Source organism: Streptomyces sp. NPDC001153, from assembly GCF_053598315.1.
Window position 1 is genome coordinate 1 of record NZ_JBSFJZ010000082.1, and the last position, 19,302, is coordinate 19,302.

A 19,302-nucleotide genomic window follows, 5' to 3' on the forward strand; every position below is an offset into this window, starting at 1 on the left:
CCGGCGAACTCGACCTGTGGAAGAACCTGGCCGCCGACCCCAGCACCGGCAACCTCACCTACACCGCCTACCCGGTCGCCACCGGGTGGAACACCGGAGCCGCACTGACCCTGCAGGCCGCCGACGCCAACCGCGACGGCATACCCGACCTGTGGGCTGTTTCCGCAGGCGGGACGGTCACGGCCAACCTGTTCACCAACCTGTCCACCACCACCCCGGCCACCCTGACTCGGATCACTGAGACCCTCGCCACCAACTGACGAATGATGGAGTACGTCTCGACCACCCAGGACACTGCTCCCTCTGCGTGGACCTGAACGCCTGCCTTCAGGGCCTCTTGGTGGCCGGATGAGCCGAACGAATCCGAGTACCAAGAGGCCCTGTCCGCCTTCCGAGCCGACACCTGAACAGCCAAGTGATCACCGCATCGACACGGCTTGACGGAGGACTCGCGCAGGTCGGCGACCGGGGCGAGTTGTGCGCGGGTCCGGGCCCAGGGGGACCAGGGCGTACGCGGTGGAGGCCAGGGCGGCGCCGTGGAGGCCGAGGGCGGCGTGGGGACGGAGCAGCCGGACGGTGTCGGCACGCGCGCGTGCGTACAGGCAGGCCGGGATGACGATTGCCTCGACGGCCATGAGCCAGGCGATGTACCCGAGGGGTGAGTGCGCGGCGCGTACGCCGAGGCCGTCGATCACCGTGTACGCCGCGATCGTCAGCCCGGTCGCGAGGGCCGCGCCGATCACCGCCCGGTTCGGCCGGCTTCCGCGCAGTCCCCACAGGCTGACGCCGATGAGCCCCACGCAGGACACGGCGATCCCGGTCGGCGCCCGGTCGCCGGGCACCTCGTGGGCGAACGCGGCGGCCGGCACGTGACCTCGAGCGGGGCGCTGCCGCGCTCGACGGGATGCGCCTGGCCGAAGTCACCGAGCCGGAAGGAGGTCATCAGCAGGGCGGAGTTGGCGATATGGAGGACCGCCGAGACCAGCGGGTACGGCCAGGCGGGGCCGGCAGGGAGGGCCACGAACGGCACGATCGCGAGCCGGGTCAGCGCCCCGCCGCCGGAGATCAGACCGAGGCCGACGAGTTTGCCGGTGATCCGGTGCGCGATGGCGTTCCAGCCGGCGTGCGTGACCGCGGCGCGCGGTACCGCGGCGGCGAGCAGCGGCGTCAGGCGGTCTGCTCGCGCACGTCCACCAGTTCGGCACCGGCGTGGGTCACGAGCGCCTCGGGCTCGATCGGGAAGACGGTGTGCGGCGTTCCGGCGGCCGCCCACACCACGTCGTGGGCGAGCAGCGAGCGGTCGGCGAGGACACGTGTGCGTGTGCGGTGCCCGAAGGGCGGCACACCGCCGATGGCGTACCCGGTGGTCTCGCGTACGGCACCGGCGTCGGCCCGGGTGACCTCGCCGGCGCCCAGTTCCTGCCGTACCCGCTCCACGTCCACGCGCGAGGCCCCGTCCATGAGGACCAGCACCGGTACTCCGTCGGCGGCGAAGATCAGCGACTTGCAGATCTGGCTGAGCTCGCAGCCGATGGCCGCGGCGGCCTCGGCGGCGGTGCGGGTGGCCTCCGGGAACCGCCGGGTACGGGCGAGCACGTCCTCGAGCCCGAGGGCGCGCAGGGCCTGCGCGAAACGGGGGTGGGCTCCGGATTCTCCGGCGTCAGTGGCGGCTGTCGTCGTCATGCCCGGCACGCTACGTCATCGCCCGTGCCCTGATCACGACGTTTTCCGGGGCGGGGCAGAAAGCCGGTGAGGGTGCAGCCCCGTCCCCACGGGCACCCTCACCGGCAGCTCCGGCTCGGAAGCGGTACGTCAGGCCCGTACCAGCTCCCTCTCCTCGTCGGGGTCGGCGTCCTTGCCGCCCGCGGGGGACTCCGTGCGCAGGCCCTCGCCCTCGACGTCCACGTTGGGCAGCGCGCGGTCGAGCCACTTCGGCAGCCACCAGGCCCGCTTGCCGAGCAGGGCGAGGACCGCCGGGACGATGGCCATGCGGACGATGAACGCGTCGAAGAAGACGGCGATCGCGAGGCCGAAGCCGATCATCTTGACCATCGCCTCGCTGGAGCCGATGAAGCCGGAGAAGACGGCGATCATGATGACGGCGGCGGCGGTGACGACCCGCGCCCCGTGCTTGAAGCCGGTCACCACGGCCTGACTGGGCTTCTCGCCGTGGACGAACGCCTCCCGCATCCGGGTCACGAGGAAGACCTCGTAGTCCATCGCGAGACCGAAGACCACACCCACCATGAAGATCGGCATCATCGACATGACCGGGCCGGTCTGCTCGACGTTCATCAGGCCGGACAGCCAGCCCCACTGGAAGACCGCGACGACCGCGCCGAGGGCCGCGAGCACGCTGAGCAGGAAGCCGAGGGCCGCCTTCAGCGGGACGAGGACCGAGCGGAAGACCACGATCAGGAGCAGGAAGGCCAGGCCGACCACCAGCGCCAGGTAGGGCAGCAGTGCGTCGTTCAGCTTCTGCGAGACGTCGATGTTCATCGCCGTGGAGCCGGTGACCAGCACCTTGGAACCGGTCTTCTCGGCGATGCCCGCGCCCTTGTCACGGATGGCGTGCACCAGGTCCTCGGTCGTCTTCGAGGACGGCTTGGACTTGGGTACGACGGTGATCGTCGCGGTGTCGCCGGCCTTGTTGGGCACGGCCGGGGTGACCGTGACGACGTCCTTCAGGTCCTTGATCTCGTTGCCGACCTCGGTGAACGCCTTCTTGGGGTGGGCGCTGTCCTTGGCGTCGACCACGACCATCAGGGGGCCGTTGAAGCCCGGCCCGAAGCCCTCGGAGAGCAGGTCGTAGGCGCGGCGCTGGGTGGTGGAGGTGGGCTGGGCGCCGTCGTCGGGCAGGCCCAGTTCCAGGGAGGCGGCCGGGATCGCCGCCGCGCCGAGGCCCAGCACGCCGAGGAGGAGGACGGCGACCGGGCGGCGTACGACGAAGCTCGCCCAGCGGGTGCCCATGTTGGGGCGGCCGGGCTTCTTCGGCGTACGGCCGCCGCCCAGCAGCTTGCTCTTCTCACCGGCCGGCTTGATCCTGCGGCCCGCGTAGCCGAGCAGCGCCGGGATCATCGTCAGCGCGATGAGGACGGCGATGGCGACGGTGCCCGCCGCGGCGATGCCCATCTTGGTGAGCATCGGGATGTTGACGACCGACAGGCCGACCAGGGCGATGACGACGGTGAGGCCCGCGAAGACCACCGCCGAGCCCGCCGTGCCGACGGCACGTCCGGCCGCGTCCTCGCGCTCGCGGCCCTCGGCCAGTTCGGCGCGGTAGCGGGAGACGATGAAGAGGGCGTAGTCGATGCCGACGGCCAGGCCGATCATCGACGCCAGGGTGGAGGTCGTGGAGCCGAGGTCCAGGGCGCTGGCGAGTGCGGTGATGGTGGAGACGCCGATGCCGACGCCGATGAGGGCGGTGAGCAGCGGGAATCCGGCCGCGAGCAGCGAGCCGAAGGTGATGACGAGGACGACGGCGGCGATCCCGATGCCGATGACCTCGCTGGACCCGGTCTCCGGGGTCGCGGTGAGCGCGTCACCGCCGACCTCGACGGTCAGCCCGGCGTCACGCGCGTGCTGGGCGGCCTCCTTCAGGGCGGCCTTCGAGGCGTCCTTCAGCTCCATGCCGGAGACCTTGTACTTCACCGAGGCGTAGGCGATCGTGCCGTTCCTGCTGACGGCGTGCCCGGCGTAGGGGTCGGCGACGGAGGCGACCTCGGAGCCGCTCCGCAGCTCCTCGACGGTCTGCTCGACGGCCGCCTTGTTGTCGTGGTCGGTCATCTTCTCGCCGCTGGGCGCCTTGAAGACCACGCGCGCGGTGGCGCCGTCGGCGCTCATCCCGGGGAAGCGATGTTCCAGCAGGTCGAAGGCCTTCTGGGCCTCGGTGCCGGGGATGGAGAAGGACGTGCTGCCGGCGGGCGGCGCGGACGCGGCGCCCACCCCGGCCAGGGTGAGCAGCGCGACCCATAGGAGGGCGACGAAGTGCCGTCGCCGGAAGGCGAGACGGCCTGCTTTGTACAGAAACGTGGCCACGGAGGCGTACTCCCGGTCAGGTCGTGGGGTTCATCAGGGCAGGGGTGATCAGCCCGACGACGTGAGCGGTGACGTCAGACGGTGGGCTTGCTCGGGGATCGGAGGATGATCAGCTGGTGGGTGCGCCGAGGGCGGGGAGGACCACGGCGTCGATGTACGACAGGAGGAAGGCCTGCGTCGGCGGCTGCTCGTCGATGAGCGAACGGGCGGCGAACCCGCCGATCATCATGTGCATCACGTAGTCGATCGCGGGATTGTCGGCACGGACCTCGCCCCGGTCGATCGCCAGCCGCAGCACCCGGCGGAACTCCGCCAGCTCCGGCTCGATGAGATGCTCCTTGAACGCCTTCAGGAGGTCCGGGTTGCCGTGGACGGCCATCGCCAGACCCCGCATCAGCGCGGAGTTCTGTTCCATCTCGCAGTCGTCGGAGCGCAGGGTGAGGGCGTGCAGGTCGCCTCTGAGCGACCCGGTGTCGACCCCGTCGGCGGGGCCGCCCGGCCTGCTGTGCCGCACCGCCTTCGCCACCAGCTCGGCCTTGCCGCCCCACTGGCGGTAGAGCGTGGCCTTGCTGGACCGGGTGCGGGCGGCGACGGCGTCCATGGTGAGGGCGTCGTAGCCGACCTCCCGGAGCAGGTCGAGCACGGCCCCGTACAACTCGGCCTCGCGCTCGGGCGTGATCCGGCTGCGACGCGAAGCTGCGACGACCTCGGTCATGTCACTCGCCTTCCCACTCCGGAGCCTCCTGCTTCGTACCACCACGAAGATACCCCTTGGACGATGCGAAACGAAACCGTTTCGTACGTGTGTTGGGTCACGAACGTGAGGGCCGCATAAGTTCGCGGCCGTGAGGACCGCGCCGGTTGCGGCCGCGCGGGCCGCACGAGTTGCTGGGCCCCAGCGGGCGGAAAAGCATGGGGAGGGTGAGCTATCTGCGCTTTCCCCACCTCAGCGGCGACCTGGTGTGCTTCGTGGCCGAGGACGACATCTGGCTGGCCCCCCTCGACACCCCGGGCCGGGCCTGGCGGCTCACGGCGGACCGCACGAAGGAAGGGCACCCGCGCTTCTCCCCCGACGGCCGCCTGATCGCCTTCACGAGCTGGCGCAGTCTCGTCCCCGAGATCCACCTCGTCGACGTCGAGGGCGGCCCCGCGCGGCAGCTGACGTACTGGGGCAACACCGACACCCAGGTCTGCGGCTGGACGCCCCCGGACGAGGACGGAACGTGCCACATCCTGGCCGTCGCCTCCCACGGCGAGCCCTTCTCGCACTTCACCTGGGCCTACAAGGTGTCCACCGACGGCGACCCCGGCCGCAAACTGCCCTGGGGCCCGGTCGCCGACATCCAGGTCGCCGACGTCGAGGGCGAGCACCGGACACTGCTGCTCACCGGCACCCCACCGCACGAACCGGCCTCCTGGAAGCGCTACCGAGGAGGCGCCATGGGCCGCCTCTGGCTGCACGGGCGGCGGCTCGTGCCCGACATCGGCGGCCATCTGGCCTCCCCCCTGTTCGTCGCCGGCCGGATCGCCTTCCTCTCCGACCACGAGGGCGTCGGCAACCTCTACTCCTGCGCGTACGACGGCACCGACCTGCGCCGCCACACCGACCACGACGCCTGCTACGCCCGGCACGCCTCCACCGACGGCACCCGGGTGGTCTACCAGTGCGCGGGCGACCTGTGGCTGGTGGACGACCTCTCCCCTCGGGCCGTACCGCGCAAGCTCGACATCCGCCTGGCCGGGCCGGCCAACGGGCGCCGCCGCCACCAGGCGCCGGCCGCGCAGAACATCGACGGCGTCTCCGTGGACGAGACGGGCCGGGCCAGCGCCGTCGTCGTACGCGGCAGCCTGTACTGGCTCACCCACCGCGACGGCCCCGCCCGTACGATCACCGACACGCCCGGCGTGCGGGTACGGCTGCCGGAAATGCTGGGCACGACCGGGCAGGTGGCCTATGTGACGGACGCCGAGGGCGAGGACGCCGTGGAGATCGCCCAGCTGCCCCGTGCGACCGGCGACCGCCCTCCCCGCCGGCTCGCCTCCGGCCGGATGGGCCGCGTCCTGGAGATGGCCTCCGACCCCCTGGGCGAACGGCTGGCGGTCGCCTCGCACGACGGACGGCTGCTGCTGATCGATGTGGCGGAGGAGCCGGAAGGCACCGAGGGCCAGGTCACGGGAGAGACGGCGGACGCGGGGAGTGCATCAGGGGACGCGGATAACTCCGGGGGCTCTGGTGACTCCGGTGACTCTGGTGACTCCAGTGGTGAGTCGAGTCGCTTGGGTGACTTTGGTGGCTTGAGTGGCTCCAGTGGCTCAGGCGACGCAGGTGACGGCGGCTCAGGTGCCGCCGGTGTCGGCGAGCACGTGACCGAGCTGATCCGGTCCATCAACGGTCCCGTGCGCGACCTCGCCTTCTCCCCGGACGGCGCCTGGCTCGCCTGGTCCCACCCGGGCATCGGCCGCTCCCTGCGCCAGATCAAACTGGCCCGCATCAAGGACCGGCTGATCGTCGACGTGACCAACGGCCGCTTCGAGGACGAGAACCCCGTCTTCACCCGCGACGGCCGCTACCTCGCCTTCCTCTCCTGGCGCGGCTTCGACCCGGTGTACGACGTCCACACCGGCGACCTGTCCTTCCCGCTCGGCTGCCGCCCGTACCTCGTGCCGCTGAACTCGGCGACGCTCTCCCCCTTCGCCCTGAACCCCGAGGGCCGTCCGGCGGCCGGCGGGCTCGACCCGGTCGAGGACGAGGAGACGGGCGAGGCGGGCACGGTGACCGTGGAGGTCGAGGGCCTGGCGATGCGGGTCACGCCGTTCCCGGTGATCGCCTCCAAGTACTCCGCGCTGCACCCGGTCGCCGGCGGCGGGCTGGTCTGGCTGCGCTGGCCGATCTCCGGCGCGCTCGGCGAGACCTTCGCCAACCCGGCCGACGTCAGCGGCCGCCCGACCCTGGAGTACTTCAACCTCGCCAAGGCGAAGAAGTCCGAACTGGTCGACCACCTCGACTGGTTCGCGGTCAGCGGCGACGGCACCCGGCTGGTCGTCGTGGACGAGGGCGACCTGCGCGCCGTGCCCTCCACGGAGATGGGCGACAGCGACACGAGCGTCTGGATCGACCTGCGCCGCATCCTGCACGTGGTCGACCCGCCCGCCGAGTGGCGCCAGGCGTACGACGAGGCCGGCCGGCTCATCCGCGCCTACTTCTGGGACCCGGGCATGTGCGGCATCGACTGGGACGCGGTGCTCGACCAGTACCGTCCCCTCGTCGAACGGGTCGCCTCCCCCGACGAGTTCGCCGATCTCCTGCGCGAGGTCCTCGGCGAGCTGGGCACCTCGCACGCCTACGTCACCGCCGCCCGCCGCAACGAGGGCCCGGCCCACTACCAGCGCTGGCAGGGCCTCCTCGGCGCCAACCTCGTACGCCGCGACGGCCACTGGACGATCAAGCGCATCCTGCCCGGCGACTCCTCCGACTCCAAGGCCCGCTCGCCGCTGGCCGGCACGGGCATCCGCGAGGGCGCCGTCCTCACCCACGTCGACGGCCGCCCGGTCGATCCGGTGACCGGCCCGTATCCGCTCCTCGCCGGCTCCGGCGGTACGACCGTGGAGCTGACGTTCCTCCCCCCGGAAGGGGAGCCGGGCCGGGCCCGCCGGGTCGCCGTCGTCCCGCTCGTCGACGAACGGCCGCTGCGCTACCAGGACTGGGTCGCCAAACGCCGCGAGGTCGTACGGGAGTTGAGCGGCGGCAAGTGCGGCTATCTGCACATCCCCGACATGGGCGGCTCCGGCTGGGCCCAGTTCAACCGCGACCTGCGCATGGAGGTGTCCCGGCCCGCCCTGATCGTGGACGTGCGCGGCAACGCGGGCGGGCACATCAGCGAACTCGTCATCGAGAAGCTGACCCGGACGATCCTGGGCTGGGACCTGACGCGGGACGCGCAACCGGTGTCGTACACCTCGAACGCGCCGAGGGGCCCGGTGGTCGCGCTCGCCGACGAGGCGACCTCCTCGGACGGCGACATGATCACGGCCGCCTTCAAGCTGCTGAAGCTCGGCCCGGTGGTCGGCCAGCGCACCTGGGGCGGCGTGGTCGGCATGACCGGCCGGCACCGGCTGGGCGACGGCACGGTCATCACGGTGCCGATGAACGCGGCCTGGTTCGACGCCTACGGCTGGTCCGTGGAGAACCACGGCGTCGCCCCCGACCTGGAGATCATGCGCACCCCGCTGGACTGGGCGGAAGGCCGGCACGCCCAGCTGGCCGACGCGGTCGAACTGGCCCTGGAACTGCTGGAGTCCAACCCCGCCGCCATCCCCCCCGACTACAGCGGGTTCCCCGACCGCTCCCGCCCGAAGCTCCCTCCGAGGAAGCTCCCTCCGAGGACTGGGTGACCGGGGAACTGATCAAAAAGGGCCGCGTATCGAAGGGGCGCGGGGAACTGCGCGACAAGCCACAACGCACCCGCACCCGCACCCGACAACGCGCCGAAGGCACCCCGCACACAGACGCAGGGCACCCTTCAGAAGAAGGGCGCCCCACGCCGATCCGGCCAAAGCCGAGCGCAGCGACTACGCGTCGTAGTCCCGGTCGAAGCGGTCTTCCATCTCCGCTTCCGTGTCCTCGATGTCGCGCAGATTCTCGCGACCGCGCTGCGGCTGCTGCTGGCCTCGCGAGGGCTGCTGCTGGCCACGCTGAGGCTGCTGCTGGCCGCGCTGGGGCTGCTGCTGGCCGCGCTGACCGGCCCGCTCACGGGCCTCACCGAGCTTCTGCTTGCCCTGTTCCTGCCACTCGTTGGCCTTGTCCTTCATACCCATGTGGGTTCACTCCCGTGGTGGGTGAGGTGGAGAATTCGGCCCCTCAGTGGGGCCTCGACCAGATTCACACGGGCGACCACGGAGCGCATGTGGATCAGTCACGGTGCGTAGCGCGCGCTGCTTCGTCGGCCTCCCCACCTGCACCGACGAGCCCGGAGCGCATCCCCTGCAGCCGGGGCGCGAACCGCTTCATCTCGCGCTGCCCGACCGTCCCGATGAGCGCCGGCAGATAACCGCGCACGCCCTGCATGCCGCGCAACCACCACTGCCCGTACACGTGCGCCGAGCGCCGCTCGATCCCGGCGACCAGCCGGTCCACCGCCGGCCCCAGCGGATAGGTCTTGTTGGAGGGCCACGGCAGCCGCTGCCTCAGCTCCCGCATGACGTCGTCCTGGTCGGCGCCGCGCACCATGTCGGTGTCGGTCCAGGACAAGTACGCGACACCGACGCGCACACCCTGGTAGCCGACCTCGGCGCGCAGACTGTGCGCGTACGCCTCCACGCCCGACTTGGACGCGCAGTAGGCCGTCATCATCGGCGCCGGAGTGATCGCGGCGAGCGAGGCGATCTGGAGCAGATAGCCCCGGCTCTCCACCAGCACCGGCAGGAAGGCCCGCGCGGTCACCGCCGAACCGATCAGGTTCACCTCGATCACCCGCCGCCAGGCCTGCGGATCGGAGTCGGCGAACGGACCGCCCGTCGCCACACCGGCGTTGGCGACCACGATGTCGACCTTCCCGAACCGCGCCTTCACCTCCTGCGCGACCCGGCTCATCGTCTCGTGGTCGGTGACGTCGGCGTACCAGTAGGCGCTGTCGCTGTGCAGGCGCGAGGAGACGTCCTTGAGGGCCTCCTCCTCCAGCCCGACCAGCGCCACCTTCGCGCCGCGCGCGGAGAGCTTGCGCGCCAGCAGCTCACCGACGCCGCGCGCCGCTCCGGTGACGACCGCGACCTGCCCTTCCAGGCTGACCCTGCTCATGCGCCCTCCTTGATCTGCACGCCTGTGGCCTTCTTGCGGGTGACGTAGGTGGTGACGAGTTCCCGGATCCTGCCGGTCACCAGGTCGGGGGCCTCGATGGGGGTCATGTGGCCGACGCCGGTCAGCTCGGTGAGACCGACGCAGTGCGGCAGCGCGGCGACCAGCGCGCGGGCGTGCACGGGGGGCGTGAGCCGGTCGGACGCGCCGTGCACGATCGCGGTCGGCGCGTGCAACTCCCGTACGCCGTGGTCGAGATCGAGCACCTCGAGCACGCGCGCCCAGGCGTGCCGCACGGCGCGCGGGCAGGCGTGCACGATCCGCGCGCACGCCTCCACCATGTGCGGGGCGGAACCTGCGCCCATGGTGGCGTACTTGAGGATGCTCTTCGCGACCGGCGTGACCGGGCCGAGCGGGGCGCGCGAGCCGAGAATGCGCCCGGTGATCCAGGTGCGCACGCGCCCGGCGCCGAGCGGCACCACGCGCGCCTCCGCCACCAGCCGCGAACTGCCGGTGCTGCACAGCAGGACGGCGGCGGCGTGTTCCCGGAAGCGGGGGCGCGCGGCTGCGGCCATGACGGTCATACCGCCCATGGAGTGCCCGACGATCAGCGCCTTCTCCCCGGGTGCGAGCGTCTGCGCGAGGACCGCTTCGAGGTCGTCCGCCAGCGTGTGGGTGGTGCACGCGGGGCTCGCGGGACTGCGCCCGTGCCCCCTCTGGTCGTACGCGATCACCCGGTGGTCCGTCGCCAGGTCCCGAATCTGCGCCGCCCAGAAGGCGGTCGAGCAGGTCCAGCCGTGGGAGAGGACGACGGGGGGCGCGCTCTCGGGGCCGTGCACCTCGACGTGCAGCCGCGCGCCGTCGGCGGAGACGACGGTGAGTTCGCGGGAGGCGGTGGGCGGGGCGTACGGCCCGGAGGTCACGGAAGCGATCCTGCTCATGCGGCACCCTCACTCTGCTGGGCGGCGGCCACCGTCTTCTGCACGGCGGTACCGGCCTTCTGTACTGCCGTATCGGCCTTCTGCACTGCCGTATCGGCCGCCTTCTGTACTGCCGTACCGGCCGGCTTGCCGTCGGTCTTCCGGATGACCTCGTACTCCGCCAGGTCCACCCGCCGGGTCGCGCGCCGGAACTCGGACGTCGTACCGGGCCAGATGGTGGTGTTCCGGCCGCTCGCGTCGAGGTACCAGCTGGTGCAGCCACCGGTGTTCCACACGGTGCGCTTCATGCGCTCCTGGACCTTGTGGTTCCAGTCCTCGACGGCCGCGGGCCGGGCATCGAGGGCCGTACGGCCGCCGAGGACGTCCAGTTGCCGCAGATAGTCGGCCATGTAGTTCAGCTGGGACTCGATCATGAGGATCATGGAGGAGTTCCCGAGGCCGGTGTTGGGCCCGATGATCGTGATCCAGTTCGGGAACCCGGCGGCCGCGGCACCGCGCAGCGCCTGCATGCCGTTCTTCCAGGACTCGGCGAGGGTGACGCCCTCCGCTCCGACCACCCGCTCGGCGATCGGCAGGTCCGTGACGTGGAAGCCCGTGCCGAAGATGATCGCGTCGGCCTCGGCCTCGGTGCCGTCGGCCGCGACGACGGTCGACCCGCGGATCTCGCTGAGCCCGCTGGCGACGACGTCCACGTTCGGCCGGGTCAGCGCCGGGTAGTACGTGCTGGACAGCAGGATCCGCTTGCAGCCGATGCGGTAGTCGGGGGTCAGCTTGGCGCGCAGGGCCGGGTCCTTGACGGCGCGGGCCATGTTGCGCTTGGCGAGCTGCTCGACCAGGCCGAGTTCGTCGGGGTGCTTGGTGAACGCCTGCACCTGCAGTTCCCGGATGCCCCACAGCAGGCCGCGCCTGAGCCGGGTGGTGAAGGGGACGGACCGGTGCAGCCGGCGTTCGGCGCCGCTGATGGCGCGGTCCACGCGGGGCATGACCCATGGCGGCGTGCGCTGGAAGAGGGTGAGCCGGCCGACCTGCGGCTGGATCGCGGGCACGATCTGGATGGCGGAGGCGCCGGTGCCGACCATAGCGACGCGCTTGCCGCGCAGGTCGTAGTCGTGGTCCCAGCGGGCGGAGTGGAACACCTTGCCCGGGAAGGATTCCAGGCCCGGGATCTCGGGGATCTTGGGGTCGGACAGCGGCCCGGTGGCGGAGACGACCACGTCGGCGGTGAGCGTGCCCCGCGCGGTCTCGATCTCCCACCGCAGGTTCTCGGTGTCCCAGCTCATCAGCTTGACCTCGGAGTCGAAGCGGATGTGGGGGCGCAGTCCGAACAGGTCGGTGACGTGCTCGAGGTAGGCGCGGATGTGCCCCTGCCCGGAGAAGGTGCGCGGCCAGTCGGGGTTGGGCGCGAAGGAGAAGGAGTAGAGATGGGAGGGCACGTCACAGGCGCACCCGGGGTAACTGTTGTCCCGCCAGGTACCACCGACGCTGTCCGCCCGCTCCAGGACGACGAAGTCGGTGATCCCTTCGCGGCGCAGCCGCACGGCGGCCCCCAGCCCGCCGAACCCGGACCCGATCACCGCCACCCGTACATGCTCGTGCTCGGCCATCCCGAAGCCTCCACGCATCGCCTTGGACTCTGCCAGTGAACACTGGCGCAATGGGACTGTAGAGCAGCCCCGTACCGAGCGGTAGGGGGCGGGAGAAGGAAGTTACCGGCGGTACACCATAGGCTTCGGGCGTGGCAGAGGACGCAGAACACCCGGAGGTACGGCCGCGGGCACGGCGCGAGTACCGCATGGAGGAGCTGGCGCGGCTGGCCGGCATCACCGTGCGCACGCTGCGCTTCTACCGTGAGCGCAAGCTGATCCCGCCGCCCCGCCGCGAGGGCCGTATCGCCTGGTACGACGACCACCACCTGGCCCGTCTGCGCACCATCGCCGCCCTGCTGGAGCGCGGCCACACCCTGAACGGCATCGCGGAACTCGCCGAGGCCCTCGACCAGGGCCGAGGCGTCGCCGACCTCCTCGGCGTCGGCACCCCCACCGAGGAGGAGCCGGTCCGCCTCACCCCTGAGGAGCTCGCCGCCCGCTTCGAGGGCGAGGTCACCCCCGAGAACCTCGCCGCCGCCATGGAACTGGGCTACCTCGGCACCGACGGCGACGAGATCGTCCACATCAGCCGCCGGCTGCTGGACGTCTCCTCCGCCCTGGTCCGCGAGGGCATCCCGCTCGCCGAGGTCCTCACGGCCGCCGCCCGCGTCCGCGAACACGCCGACGCCCTGGCCGGACTCTTCACCGACCTGATCCTCCGCCACGGCCCCGAGGAGGACCTCCACCGCCTGCGCCCCCTGGCCCGCAGCGTGGTCGAGGCGGAACTGTCGCTGGCCCTGGACCGGCGGATCAGCAAGCGGGACTAGAGGTCGTAGACGACGGTCACGGGCGCGTGGTCGGACCAGCGCTCGGCGTGCGTGGCCGCGCGCTCCACAAGGCCCTTGACGGCCTTGCCGGCGAGACCGGGCGTGGCGACCTGGTGGTCGATGCGCCATCCGGAGTCGTTGTCGAAGGCCCGCCCCCGGTACGACCACCAGGTGTACGGACCCTCGACGTCCGGGTGCAGGGCGCGTACGACGTCGACGTAGCCGCCGTCCTCCGCCGCGAACACCCGGCCGAGCCACTCACGTTCCTCGGGCAGGAAGCCGGAGTTCCTGGTGTTGCCGCGCCAGTTCTTGAGGTCGGCCTGCTGGTGGGCGATGTTCCAGTCGCCGCAGACGAGCACCTCGCGCCCGTCGGCGGCGGCCCGCTCGCGCAGCGCCTTGAGGTGGGTGAGGAACTCGTCCATGAAGCGGACCTTCTCGTCCTGCCGCTCGGTGCCGACCTCGCCGGAGGGCAGGTAGAGGGAGGCGACGGTGACGCCGGGCAGGTCGGCCTCGACGTAGCGCCCGCTGCCGTCGAACTCGGCCGAGCCGAAGCCGACCCGGACGCGGTCGGGCTCGCGCCGGGTGTAGAGGGAGACGCCCGCACGGCCCTTGGCGGCCGCCGGGGCGTGCACGACGTGCCAGCCGTCGGGCTGCCGGACCTCCTCCGGCAGCTGGTGCGGCTCGGCGCGCACCTCCTGCAGGCAGACGACGTTCGCTTCCGTCTGCGCGAGCCACTCCACGAAGCCCTTCTTGGCGGCGGCCCGCAGTCCGTTCACGTTCACCGAGGTCACAGTCAGCACCCCGGCACGATACCGGCACACTGGTCGGAGTCCTCAAAGCCCGAGGTCCCACCGTCTGCATAGAAGTACGATATCCAGCATGATTATACGCCCCGTTCGTTTCGATCACCCCGACGCCGTGAAGCTCAACGACGAGGTCCAGGCCGAGTACGCCGAGCGTTACGGCGACGACGGCGACGCCACCGTCCTCGACACGAGGGACTTCGACCCGCCCCACGGCGTCTACCTGATCGCGTACGACGAGTTCGACCGCCCTGTGGCCACCGGCGGCTGGCGCAGCCAGGATCGCAACGAGGAGGGCAACGAGGACGGCGACGCCGAGCTGAAGCGCATGTTCGTCATAGCGGAGATGCGCGGCCGCGGACTGGCCCGCCGGATCCTCACGGCCCTGGAGGAGGACGCCCGCGCGGCCGGCCGCATCCGCATGGTCCTGGAGACCGGGACCAAGCAGCCGGAGGCCATCGCCCTGTACACCGCGAGCGGCTACGAACCCTGCGCCAAGTTCGGCTACTACCGGCACCACGAGGAGAGCCGCTGCTTCGCGAAGCGGCTGTAGACACGATGGAGCCCCAGTCGGCTTCCGCCGACTGGGGCTCCATGCTGCGTGGACCTGAGGGGATTTGAACCCCTGGCCCCCTCGATGCGAACGAGGTGCGCTACCGGACTGCGCCACAGGCCCTTGCAACGAGTGAAACTTTAGCATCCCGATCGGGGTGCTTGGAAATCCGTTCCCTGACTGGTCAGCACGCCTTCCGGAAGTGTGGCGGGCGTCACTCGTTGGCCGCGCGGGGGCGGTCGCCGTCCTCGTACTGATCGAAGAGGGGCGTGCGTCCGCGCTCACGCGCCCGGCGCGCGGAGGCCCCGCCGGGGTTCGCTCCGCGGGTGCGCGTCCGGGCCTGGGGCGGCGAGTCGTTGCGGCTGTCCGCCGGCTTGCCCCCGTGCTCAGGCATCCGCTCCTCCGCGTCGGCCTCCGGCGTGCGGCTCGCCTCGTGCTCCGGCGCGACCGAGCTGGAGCGCGCCGAACTCCAGGTGTCGGGCGCCCCCAGATCCACGTCGGACGTGGCACGCGGCGCGACCGGCGCGGTCACGTACGTCGGCAGGGGCACAGGCACGGGATCCCAGCTGTCCCCGCCGGGCCGCCGCTGCCGCTCGCGCTGCTGGTCCACCCACTCGGCGTGGTCGGTCTGCTCGACCAGGGCGCGCCGGTCCGCGGTGAGTGCGGCGAGCCCGGTGTCCGTCTGGACCTGAGGGGCTCCCTCCGTTTCGTCCGCGCCGGGTCCCGCGTCGAGGGGCGCGCGACGGCGCGGCTGGCGCTCCCGCTCCCGCAGCCGCTGGGCGGCCACCTCGGCGCGCCGGCGGTCCATCTGGTACGCGAAGCGACGGCGCTCCTGGGAGCGCAGGTACGCGATGTACCCGCTGAGCAGAACGGCCGGTGCGGCAGGCGCCCACAGGAAGGCGAGCCCGCCGACGGCGGCGACGATCGCCCCCAGCGTGAAGGCGAGGAAGAGGACCACGGTGGTGCGCCTGCGGCGCGCGAGGACCTTCGAGCGCCGGGCGCGCGCTGCGGCCGCCTGCGCCGAAGAGGCGCGCCGCTCGGACGACCCTGGCTTCTGCGCCGCCGTGGAGCCGGACTTGGGCGCCGGTCCGGCGTCGTGTTCGCGCGCCGGTTGCGCTCTCCCGGACGCCTCGGATTCGGCGTCGGCGTGCACCTGACGGCGGGTCGGAGGCATGGCGAAGGACCGGACGTCCACCGAGTCGGTGACGGCGTCCGGGACACCGGCGCCGGGCTCCCCCTCCTGGTCGGAGCGCGCCCGCAGGTCCTTGGCGTACCGGCGCTCCATTCCCGCCCGTCCGGACAGCAGCCGGATGGCGGTGCTGAAGCGTTCCGTCGGACGGGCCTCGTTCAGCTCGTCCTGCCTACGGAGCCACATCGGCACCAAGTAGGCGGCCCAGGCCCCGACAATGACTGCGTAGATGAGGCCGCTGCTGCTCACGTCTCACACCGTAGAGGGGTTTGCGTGAGGCCATCCGCCAATTGGGCCGGTGTGTCGCACGATCTGGCTGATATTTCCAGCTTTTTTTGCGACCGATGCGATCAGTGACCGCCTCAGGCACGAATTCAATGCCGCTGAGACGGTCAACAACCGATCAATTTCGAACACATATTCAATTTCCCGTGCTCTGGGGTTTCTGCCGCACCTGCTCGGAGCGTGCCCGCTGCCACCGTGCGAGCAAACCGTCGGGCACCTCTTCCGCGGTGAGCGCGAACACCAGATGGTCGCGCCAGGCCCCGTCGATGTGCAGATAGCGCGGCCGGAGCCCCTCCTCGCGGAATCCGAGTTTCTCCACGACCCGCCGGCTGGGCCGGTTCTCGGGCCGAATGCAGACCTCGATGCGATGCAGTCCGACAGTGCGGAAACAGTGGTCCACCACGAGCGCGACGGCCGTCGGCATCACCCCGCGCCCGGCGACGGCCTCGTCCACCCAGTAGCCGACGTGCCCCGAGCACATCGATCCCCAGGTGATCCCGGCGACCGTCAGCTGCCCGACGAGCCGCCCCTGGTACTCGATGACGAACGGCAGCATCCGGCCCGCGTTGGCCTCGGAACGCAGGTGCCGGACCATCTGGCGGTAGGTCGGCCGGTGCGCGATCGGCCCGCTCGGCGTGGGCGGCGGAATGGTCGCCTCCCAGGGGCGCAGCCAGTCCCGGTTGCGCCGGTTCACCTCGCGCCAGGCCCGCTGGTCGCGCAGCCTTATCGGCCGGAGGACGACATCGCCGTCCGCCAGCACGACCGGCCAGGAAGGGCTGTTCAGCTCGCACCCCCGCTGCTGGGTCTGGGGTGGTCGCCGCCGCGGATCTGGTCGACGGCGTGGACCAGCAGGGGTTCCAGCACGGCGAGGCCGTCACGCACCCCGCCCGTGGAGCCCGGCAGATTGACGATCAGGGTCCGTCCCGCCACCCCGGCCAGGCCCCGGGAGAGCGCCGCGGTCGGCACCTTCTCCCGCCCGTGGGCCCGGATGGCCTCGGCGATGCCGGGCACCTCCCGGTCGATCACGGCGCGGGTCGCCTCGGGCGTGCGGTCGGTCGGTGAGATCCCGGTGCCGCCGGTGGTGACGACGGCGTCGTAGCCGGCGTCGACGCCCGCGCGCAGGGCCGCCTCGACCGGCTCCCCGTCCGGGACGACCTGGGGGCCGTCGACGTCGAACCCGAGGCTCTTCAGGCCGTCGGCGACCAAGGGGCCGCCCTTGTCCTCGTAGACACCCGCGGCAGCCCTGTTGGAGGCGGTGACCACCAGAGCGCGGTAGGTCATGCCCTGCTCCAGTCGCCCGACTTGCCGCCCGTCTTCTCCTCCACCCGCACGTCCGTGATGACCGCTCCCTTGTCGACCGCCTTGACCATGTCGATCACGGTGAGCGCGGCGACCGTCACGGCGGTGAGGGCCTCCATCTCGACGCCCGTACGGTCCGTCGTCTTCACGGTGGCCTGGATCTCCACGGCGTCGTCCGCGACCGACAGATCCAGTCTCACACCCGACACCGACAACGGGTGACACAGCGGGATGAGATCCGGTGTGCGCTTGGCGCCCATGATCCCGGCGATCCGCGCGGTGGCGAGGGCGTCGCCCTTGGGCATCCCCTCGCCTCGCAGCAGCTCGACCACGCGGGGCGAGACGAGGACGCGGCCACTGGCGCGGGCGGTGCGCGCGGTCACGTCCTTCCCCGATACGTCGACCATGCGGGCCGCGCCCGAGTCGTCGATGTGCGTCAGTCCGTCCTGCGTACTCATGGTGTGTGCCGCTCCCGGTCCGGGCCCGTCACAGTGCGGTGCGCGGGCCTGTTGTGCGCGCCACGGTACCCCCAACCAGCAGGGCTCAGCCGAGCAGGACCACCTCCACCTCGGCCCCGGGCTCGACGGACTCCACGTCCTCGGGGACGACGATCAGCGCGTCGGCGTGCGCGAGCGCCGCGATCAGGTGCGAGCCGGAGCCGCCCACGGGGGTCACCTCGCCGGCGCCGTACGCACCGCGCAGGAACTGCCGGCGGCCCTTGGGTGATCGCAGCGCCTCATCGGTCCTCAGGGTGGCCCGGGCACGGGGCCGGTGCACGTCCGGCAGGCCCATCAGGACGCGGATGGCCGGGCGGACGAACAGCTCGAAGGAGACGTACGACGACACCGGGTTGCCCGGCAGGGCCAGCAGCGGCGTGTGGTCGGGACCGATGGAGCCGAAACCCTGGGGCTTGCCGGGCTGCATGGCGAGCTTGCGGAACTCCACGCCGCCGCCCGCCTCGTCCTCGTCGCCGACGTACGAAAGCGCCTCCTTGACGACGTCGTACGCCCCGACGCTCACGCCGCCCGTGGTCACCATCAGGTCGGCGCGGACGAGCTGATCCTCGATGGTGGAGCGCAGGGTCTCGGCGTCGTCGGCGACGGCGCCCACCCGGTAGGCGATGGCGCCTGCGTCCCGTGCGGCGGCGGTGAGGGCGAAGCTGTTGGAGTCGTAGATCTGGCCGCCGGACAGATCCTCGCCGGGCTGGACGAGTTCGCTGCCGGTGGACAGGACGACCACGCGCGGGCGCGGGCGCACGCGTACCGTGCCGCGGCCGATCGCGGCCAGCAGCGCGATCTGCGGCGGGCCGAGGATCGTCCCGGCCTCCAGGGCGCGGTCGCCGGCCTTCACGTCGCTGCCCTTGGCGCGCACGTGCGCGCGTGCCTCGGCGGGGCGGTGCACGCGCACCTGCCCCGCGGCGCCCTCCGGGGCCAGGCTGCGCGCCCGCATCCCGCTCACCGGGCCCTCGCCGAGCCCTCCGTCGGTCCACTCCACGGGGACGACGGCCTCGGCACCGGGCGGCAGCGGCGCGCCGGTCATGATGCGGGCGGCCTGGCCGGGGCCGACCCGGACCGTGTCGGCGGCGCCCGCCGCGACGTCGCCGACGACCTCCAGGACGGCCGGGAACTCCGCACTGGCGCCCGCCACGTCCGCGACCCGCACCGCGTACCCGTCCATGGAGCTGTTGTCGAACGGCGGCAGGGACACCGGCACCGTCACGTCGTCGACCAGGACGCAGCCCTGGGCGTCGAGCAGCTGCAGCTCGATGGGGTCGAGGGGGCGGACGGTCGAGAGGATGTCCTCCAGGTGCTCGTCCACCGACCACAGGTCGTCCGGGCCGGCGGGGCGGGTCGCGGCGCTGCTCAATGTTGCTGCATCTCCTCGGCTACGTAACTGCGAAGCCAGGTCCGGAAGTCCGGGCCCAGGTCTTCACGTTCGCACGCCAGTCTGACAATGGCACGCAGATAGTCGCCACGGTCGCCGGTGTCGT

17 protein-coding genes, 1 tRNA gene and 2 pseudogenes are annotated in these 19,302 nt (G+C 71.7%); 4 read left to right on the forward strand and 16 right to left on the reverse strand.

Annotated elements, in window-relative coordinates; translation table 11 throughout:
• Positions 1-260 (forward strand): hypothetical protein (locus ACWDEN_RS45800; RefSeq protein WP_450863993.1); only part of this gene is annotated, 260 nt, incomplete at its 5' end.
• A gap of 179 nt (positions 261-439) precedes the next feature.
• Here the strand turns inward: ACWDEN_RS45800 and ACWDEN_RS45805 are convergent.
• The 4 genes and pseudogenes from ACWDEN_RS45805 to ACWDEN_RS45820 form a co-directional block, all read right to left on the reverse strand.
• Positions 440-1,171: pseudogene (locus ACWDEN_RS45805) on the reverse strand (EamA family transporter); the annotation flags it as partial.
• A complete protein-coding gene (locus tag ACWDEN_RS45810) occupies positions 1,168-1,683 on the reverse strand; it encodes a YbaK/EbsC family protein (RefSeq protein ID WP_351621170.1) in 516 nt (171 codons plus the stop codon). The pseudogene ACWDEN_RS45805 and the gene ACWDEN_RS45810, both read right to left, overlap by 4 nt.
• Positions 1,684-1,812: 129 nt before the next feature.
• The gene (locus ACWDEN_RS45815) at positions 1,813-4,038 is read right to left on the reverse strand and encodes an MMPL family transporter (protein ID WP_450863983.1); all 2,226 of its coding nucleotides are present in this window, start codon (positions 4,036-4,038) and stop codon (positions 1,813-1,815) included.
• A gap of 109 nt (positions 4,039-4,147) precedes the next feature.
• Positions 4,148-4,753, reverse strand: coding sequence for a TetR/AcrR family transcriptional regulator (locus ACWDEN_RS45820; protein WP_351621176.1), 606 nt, complete (start codon positions 4,751-4,753; stop codon positions 4,148-4,150).
• Positions 4,754-4,950: 197 nt separating this feature from the next.
• Here ACWDEN_RS45820 and ACWDEN_RS45825 point away from each other — a divergent pair, with 197 nt between their 5' ends.
• Entirely contained in the window at positions 4,951-8,430 is a 3,480-nt protein-coding gene (locus tag ACWDEN_RS45825) for a S41 family peptidase (RefSeq protein ID WP_450863985.1), read from the forward strand.
• A 177-nt stretch (positions 8,431-8,607) separates the two neighbouring features.
• Here ACWDEN_RS45825 and ACWDEN_RS45830 read toward each other — a convergent pair whose 3' ends face one another.
• The 4 genes from ACWDEN_RS45830 to ACWDEN_RS45845 all read right to left on the reverse strand — a co-directional run bounded on the left by ACWDEN_RS45830 (position 8,608) and on the right by ACWDEN_RS45845 (position 12,374).
• Positions 8,608-8,853, reverse strand: a complete 246-nt coding sequence (locus ACWDEN_RS45830) for a hypothetical protein (protein WP_450863987.1) — start codon at positions 8,851-8,853, stop codon at positions 8,608-8,610.
• A 94-nt stretch (positions 8,854-8,947) separates the two neighbouring features.
• Positions 8,948-9,832: an SDR family oxidoreductase gene (locus ACWDEN_RS45835; RefSeq protein ID WP_351621184.1), complete on the reverse strand. Its 885-nt coding sequence runs from the start codon at positions 9,830-9,832 to the stop codon at positions 8,948-8,950.
• Positions 9,829-10,770, reverse strand: a complete 942-nt coding sequence (locus ACWDEN_RS45840) for an alpha/beta fold hydrolase (RefSeq protein ID WP_351621187.1) — start codon at positions 10,768-10,770, stop codon at positions 9,829-9,831. Before ACWDEN_RS45840 ends, ACWDEN_RS45835 begins: the two co-directional genes overlap by 4 nt.
• Positions 10,767-12,374 carry a flavin-containing monooxygenase gene (locus ACWDEN_RS45845; RefSeq protein WP_351621190.1) on the reverse strand — a complete coding sequence of 536 codons (1,608 nt, stop codon included), beginning with the start codon at positions 12,372-12,374 and terminating at the stop codon, positions 10,767-10,769. Before ACWDEN_RS45845 ends, ACWDEN_RS45840 begins: the two co-directional genes overlap by 4 nt.
• A gap of 188 nt (positions 12,375-12,562) precedes the next feature.
• On the opposite strand from ACWDEN_RS45845, the gene ACWDEN_RS45850 reads away from it, so the two are divergent.
• Positions 12,563-13,183: a MerR family transcriptional regulator gene (locus ACWDEN_RS45850; protein ID WP_351621214.1), complete on the forward strand. Its 621-nt coding sequence runs from the start codon at positions 12,563-12,565 to the stop codon at positions 13,181-13,183.
• Here ACWDEN_RS45850 and ACWDEN_RS45855 read toward each other — a convergent pair.
• Positions 13,180-13,983, reverse strand: coding sequence for an exodeoxyribonuclease III (locus ACWDEN_RS45855; RefSeq protein WP_351621193.1), 804 nt, complete (start codon positions 13,981-13,983; stop codon positions 13,180-13,182). The two genes, ACWDEN_RS45850 and ACWDEN_RS45855, sit on opposite strands and share 4 nt — an antisense overlap.
• A 79-nt stretch (positions 13,984-14,062) precedes the next feature.
• Between ACWDEN_RS45855 and ACWDEN_RS45860 the strand changes: the two genes are divergently transcribed.
• Entirely contained in the window at positions 14,063-14,539 is a 477-nt protein-coding gene (locus tag ACWDEN_RS45860) for a GNAT family N-acetyltransferase (protein ID WP_351621196.1), read from the forward strand.
• Between the two features lie 49 nt (positions 14,540-14,588).
• Here ACWDEN_RS45860 and ACWDEN_RS45865 read toward each other — a convergent pair.
• The 7 genes and pseudogenes from ACWDEN_RS45865 to ACWDEN_RS45895 all read right to left on the reverse strand — a co-directional run.
• Positions 14,589-14,662: transfer RNA gene (locus ACWDEN_RS45865), tRNA-Ala, on the reverse strand.
• A gap of 91 nt (positions 14,663-14,753) precedes the next feature.
• On the reverse strand, positions 14,754-15,977 hold the full coding sequence (sepX, locus tag ACWDEN_RS45870; protein ID WP_351621199.1) for a divisome protein SepX/GlpR: 1,224 nt from the start codon (positions 15,975-15,977) through the stop codon (positions 14,754-14,756).
• 172 nt (positions 15,978-16,149) lie between these two features.
• Complete coding sequence (locus ACWDEN_RS45875) at positions 16,150-16,773, reverse strand: GNAT family N-acetyltransferase (protein ID WP_351621202.1); 624 nt, start codon at positions 16,771-16,773, stop codon at positions 16,150-16,152.
• 20 nt (positions 16,774-16,793) lie between these two features.
• Entirely contained in the window at positions 16,794-17,294 is a 501-nt protein-coding gene (locus ACWDEN_RS45880) for a MogA/MoaB family molybdenum cofactor biosynthesis protein (protein WP_351621205.1), read from the reverse strand.
• On the reverse strand, positions 17,291-17,770 hold the full coding sequence (gene moaC, locus ACWDEN_RS45885; RefSeq protein ID WP_351621208.1) for a cyclic pyranopterin monophosphate synthase MoaC: 480 nt from the start codon (positions 17,768-17,770) through the stop codon (positions 17,291-17,293). Before moaC ends, ACWDEN_RS45880 begins: the two co-directional genes overlap by 4 nt.
• 85 nt (positions 17,771-17,855) lie before the next feature.
• The gene (gene glp / locus ACWDEN_RS45890) at positions 17,856-19,178 is read right to left on the reverse strand and encodes a molybdotransferase-like divisome protein Glp (RefSeq protein ID WP_351621211.1); all 1,323 of its coding nucleotides are present in this window, start codon (positions 19,176-19,178) and stop codon (positions 17,856-17,858) included.
• A pseudogene (locus ACWDEN_RS45895) lies at positions 19,175-19,302 on the reverse strand (UTP--glucose-1-phosphate uridylyltransferase); the annotation flags it as partial. The pseudogene ACWDEN_RS45895 and the gene glp, both read right to left, overlap by 4 nt.

Bases quoted from the DNA above. Each gene is read 5' to 3' on its own strand.
- ACWDEN_RS45810 (WP_351621170.1), bottom strand. From the start codon at position 1,683: ATGACGACGACAGCCGCCACTGACGCCGGAGAATCCGGAGCCCACCCC.
- ACWDEN_RS45820 (WP_351621176.1), bottom strand. From the start codon at position 4,753: ATGACCGAGGTCGTCGCAGCTTCGCGTCGCAGCCGGATCACGCCCGAG.
- ACWDEN_RS45825 (WP_450863985.1), top strand. From the start codon at position 4,951: ATGGGGAGGGTGAGCTATCTGCGCTTTCCCCACCTCAGCGGCGACCTG.
- ACWDEN_RS45830 (WP_450863987.1), bottom strand. From the start codon at position 8,853: ATGGGTATGAAGGACAAGGCCAACGAGTGGCAGGAACAGGGCAAGCAG.
- ACWDEN_RS45835 (WP_351621184.1), bottom strand. From the start codon at position 9,832: ATGAGCAGGGTCAGCCTGGAAGGGCAGGTCGCGGTCGTCACCGGAGCG.
- ACWDEN_RS45840 (WP_351621187.1), bottom strand. From the start codon at position 10,770: ATGAGCAGGATCGCTTCCGTGACCTCCGGGCCGTACGCCCCGCCCACC.
- ACWDEN_RS45845 (WP_351621190.1), bottom strand. From the start codon at position 12,374: ATGGCCGAGCACGAGCATGTACGGGTGGCGGTGATCGGGTCCGGGTTC.
- ACWDEN_RS45850 (WP_351621214.1), top strand. From the start codon at position 12,563: ATGGAGGAGCTGGCGCGGCTGGCCGGCATCACCGTGCGCACGCTGCGC.
- ACWDEN_RS45860 (WP_351621196.1), top strand. From the start codon at position 14,063: ATGATTATACGCCCCGTTCGTTTCGATCACCCCGACGCCGTGAAGCTC.
- ACWDEN_RS45880 (WP_351621205.1), bottom strand. From the start codon at position 17,294: ATGACCTACCGCGCTCTGGTGGTCACCGCCTCCAACAGGGCTGCCGCG.
- moaC (WP_351621208.1), bottom strand. From the start codon at position 17,770: ATGAGTACGCAGGACGGACTGACGCACATCGACGACTCGGGCGCGGCC.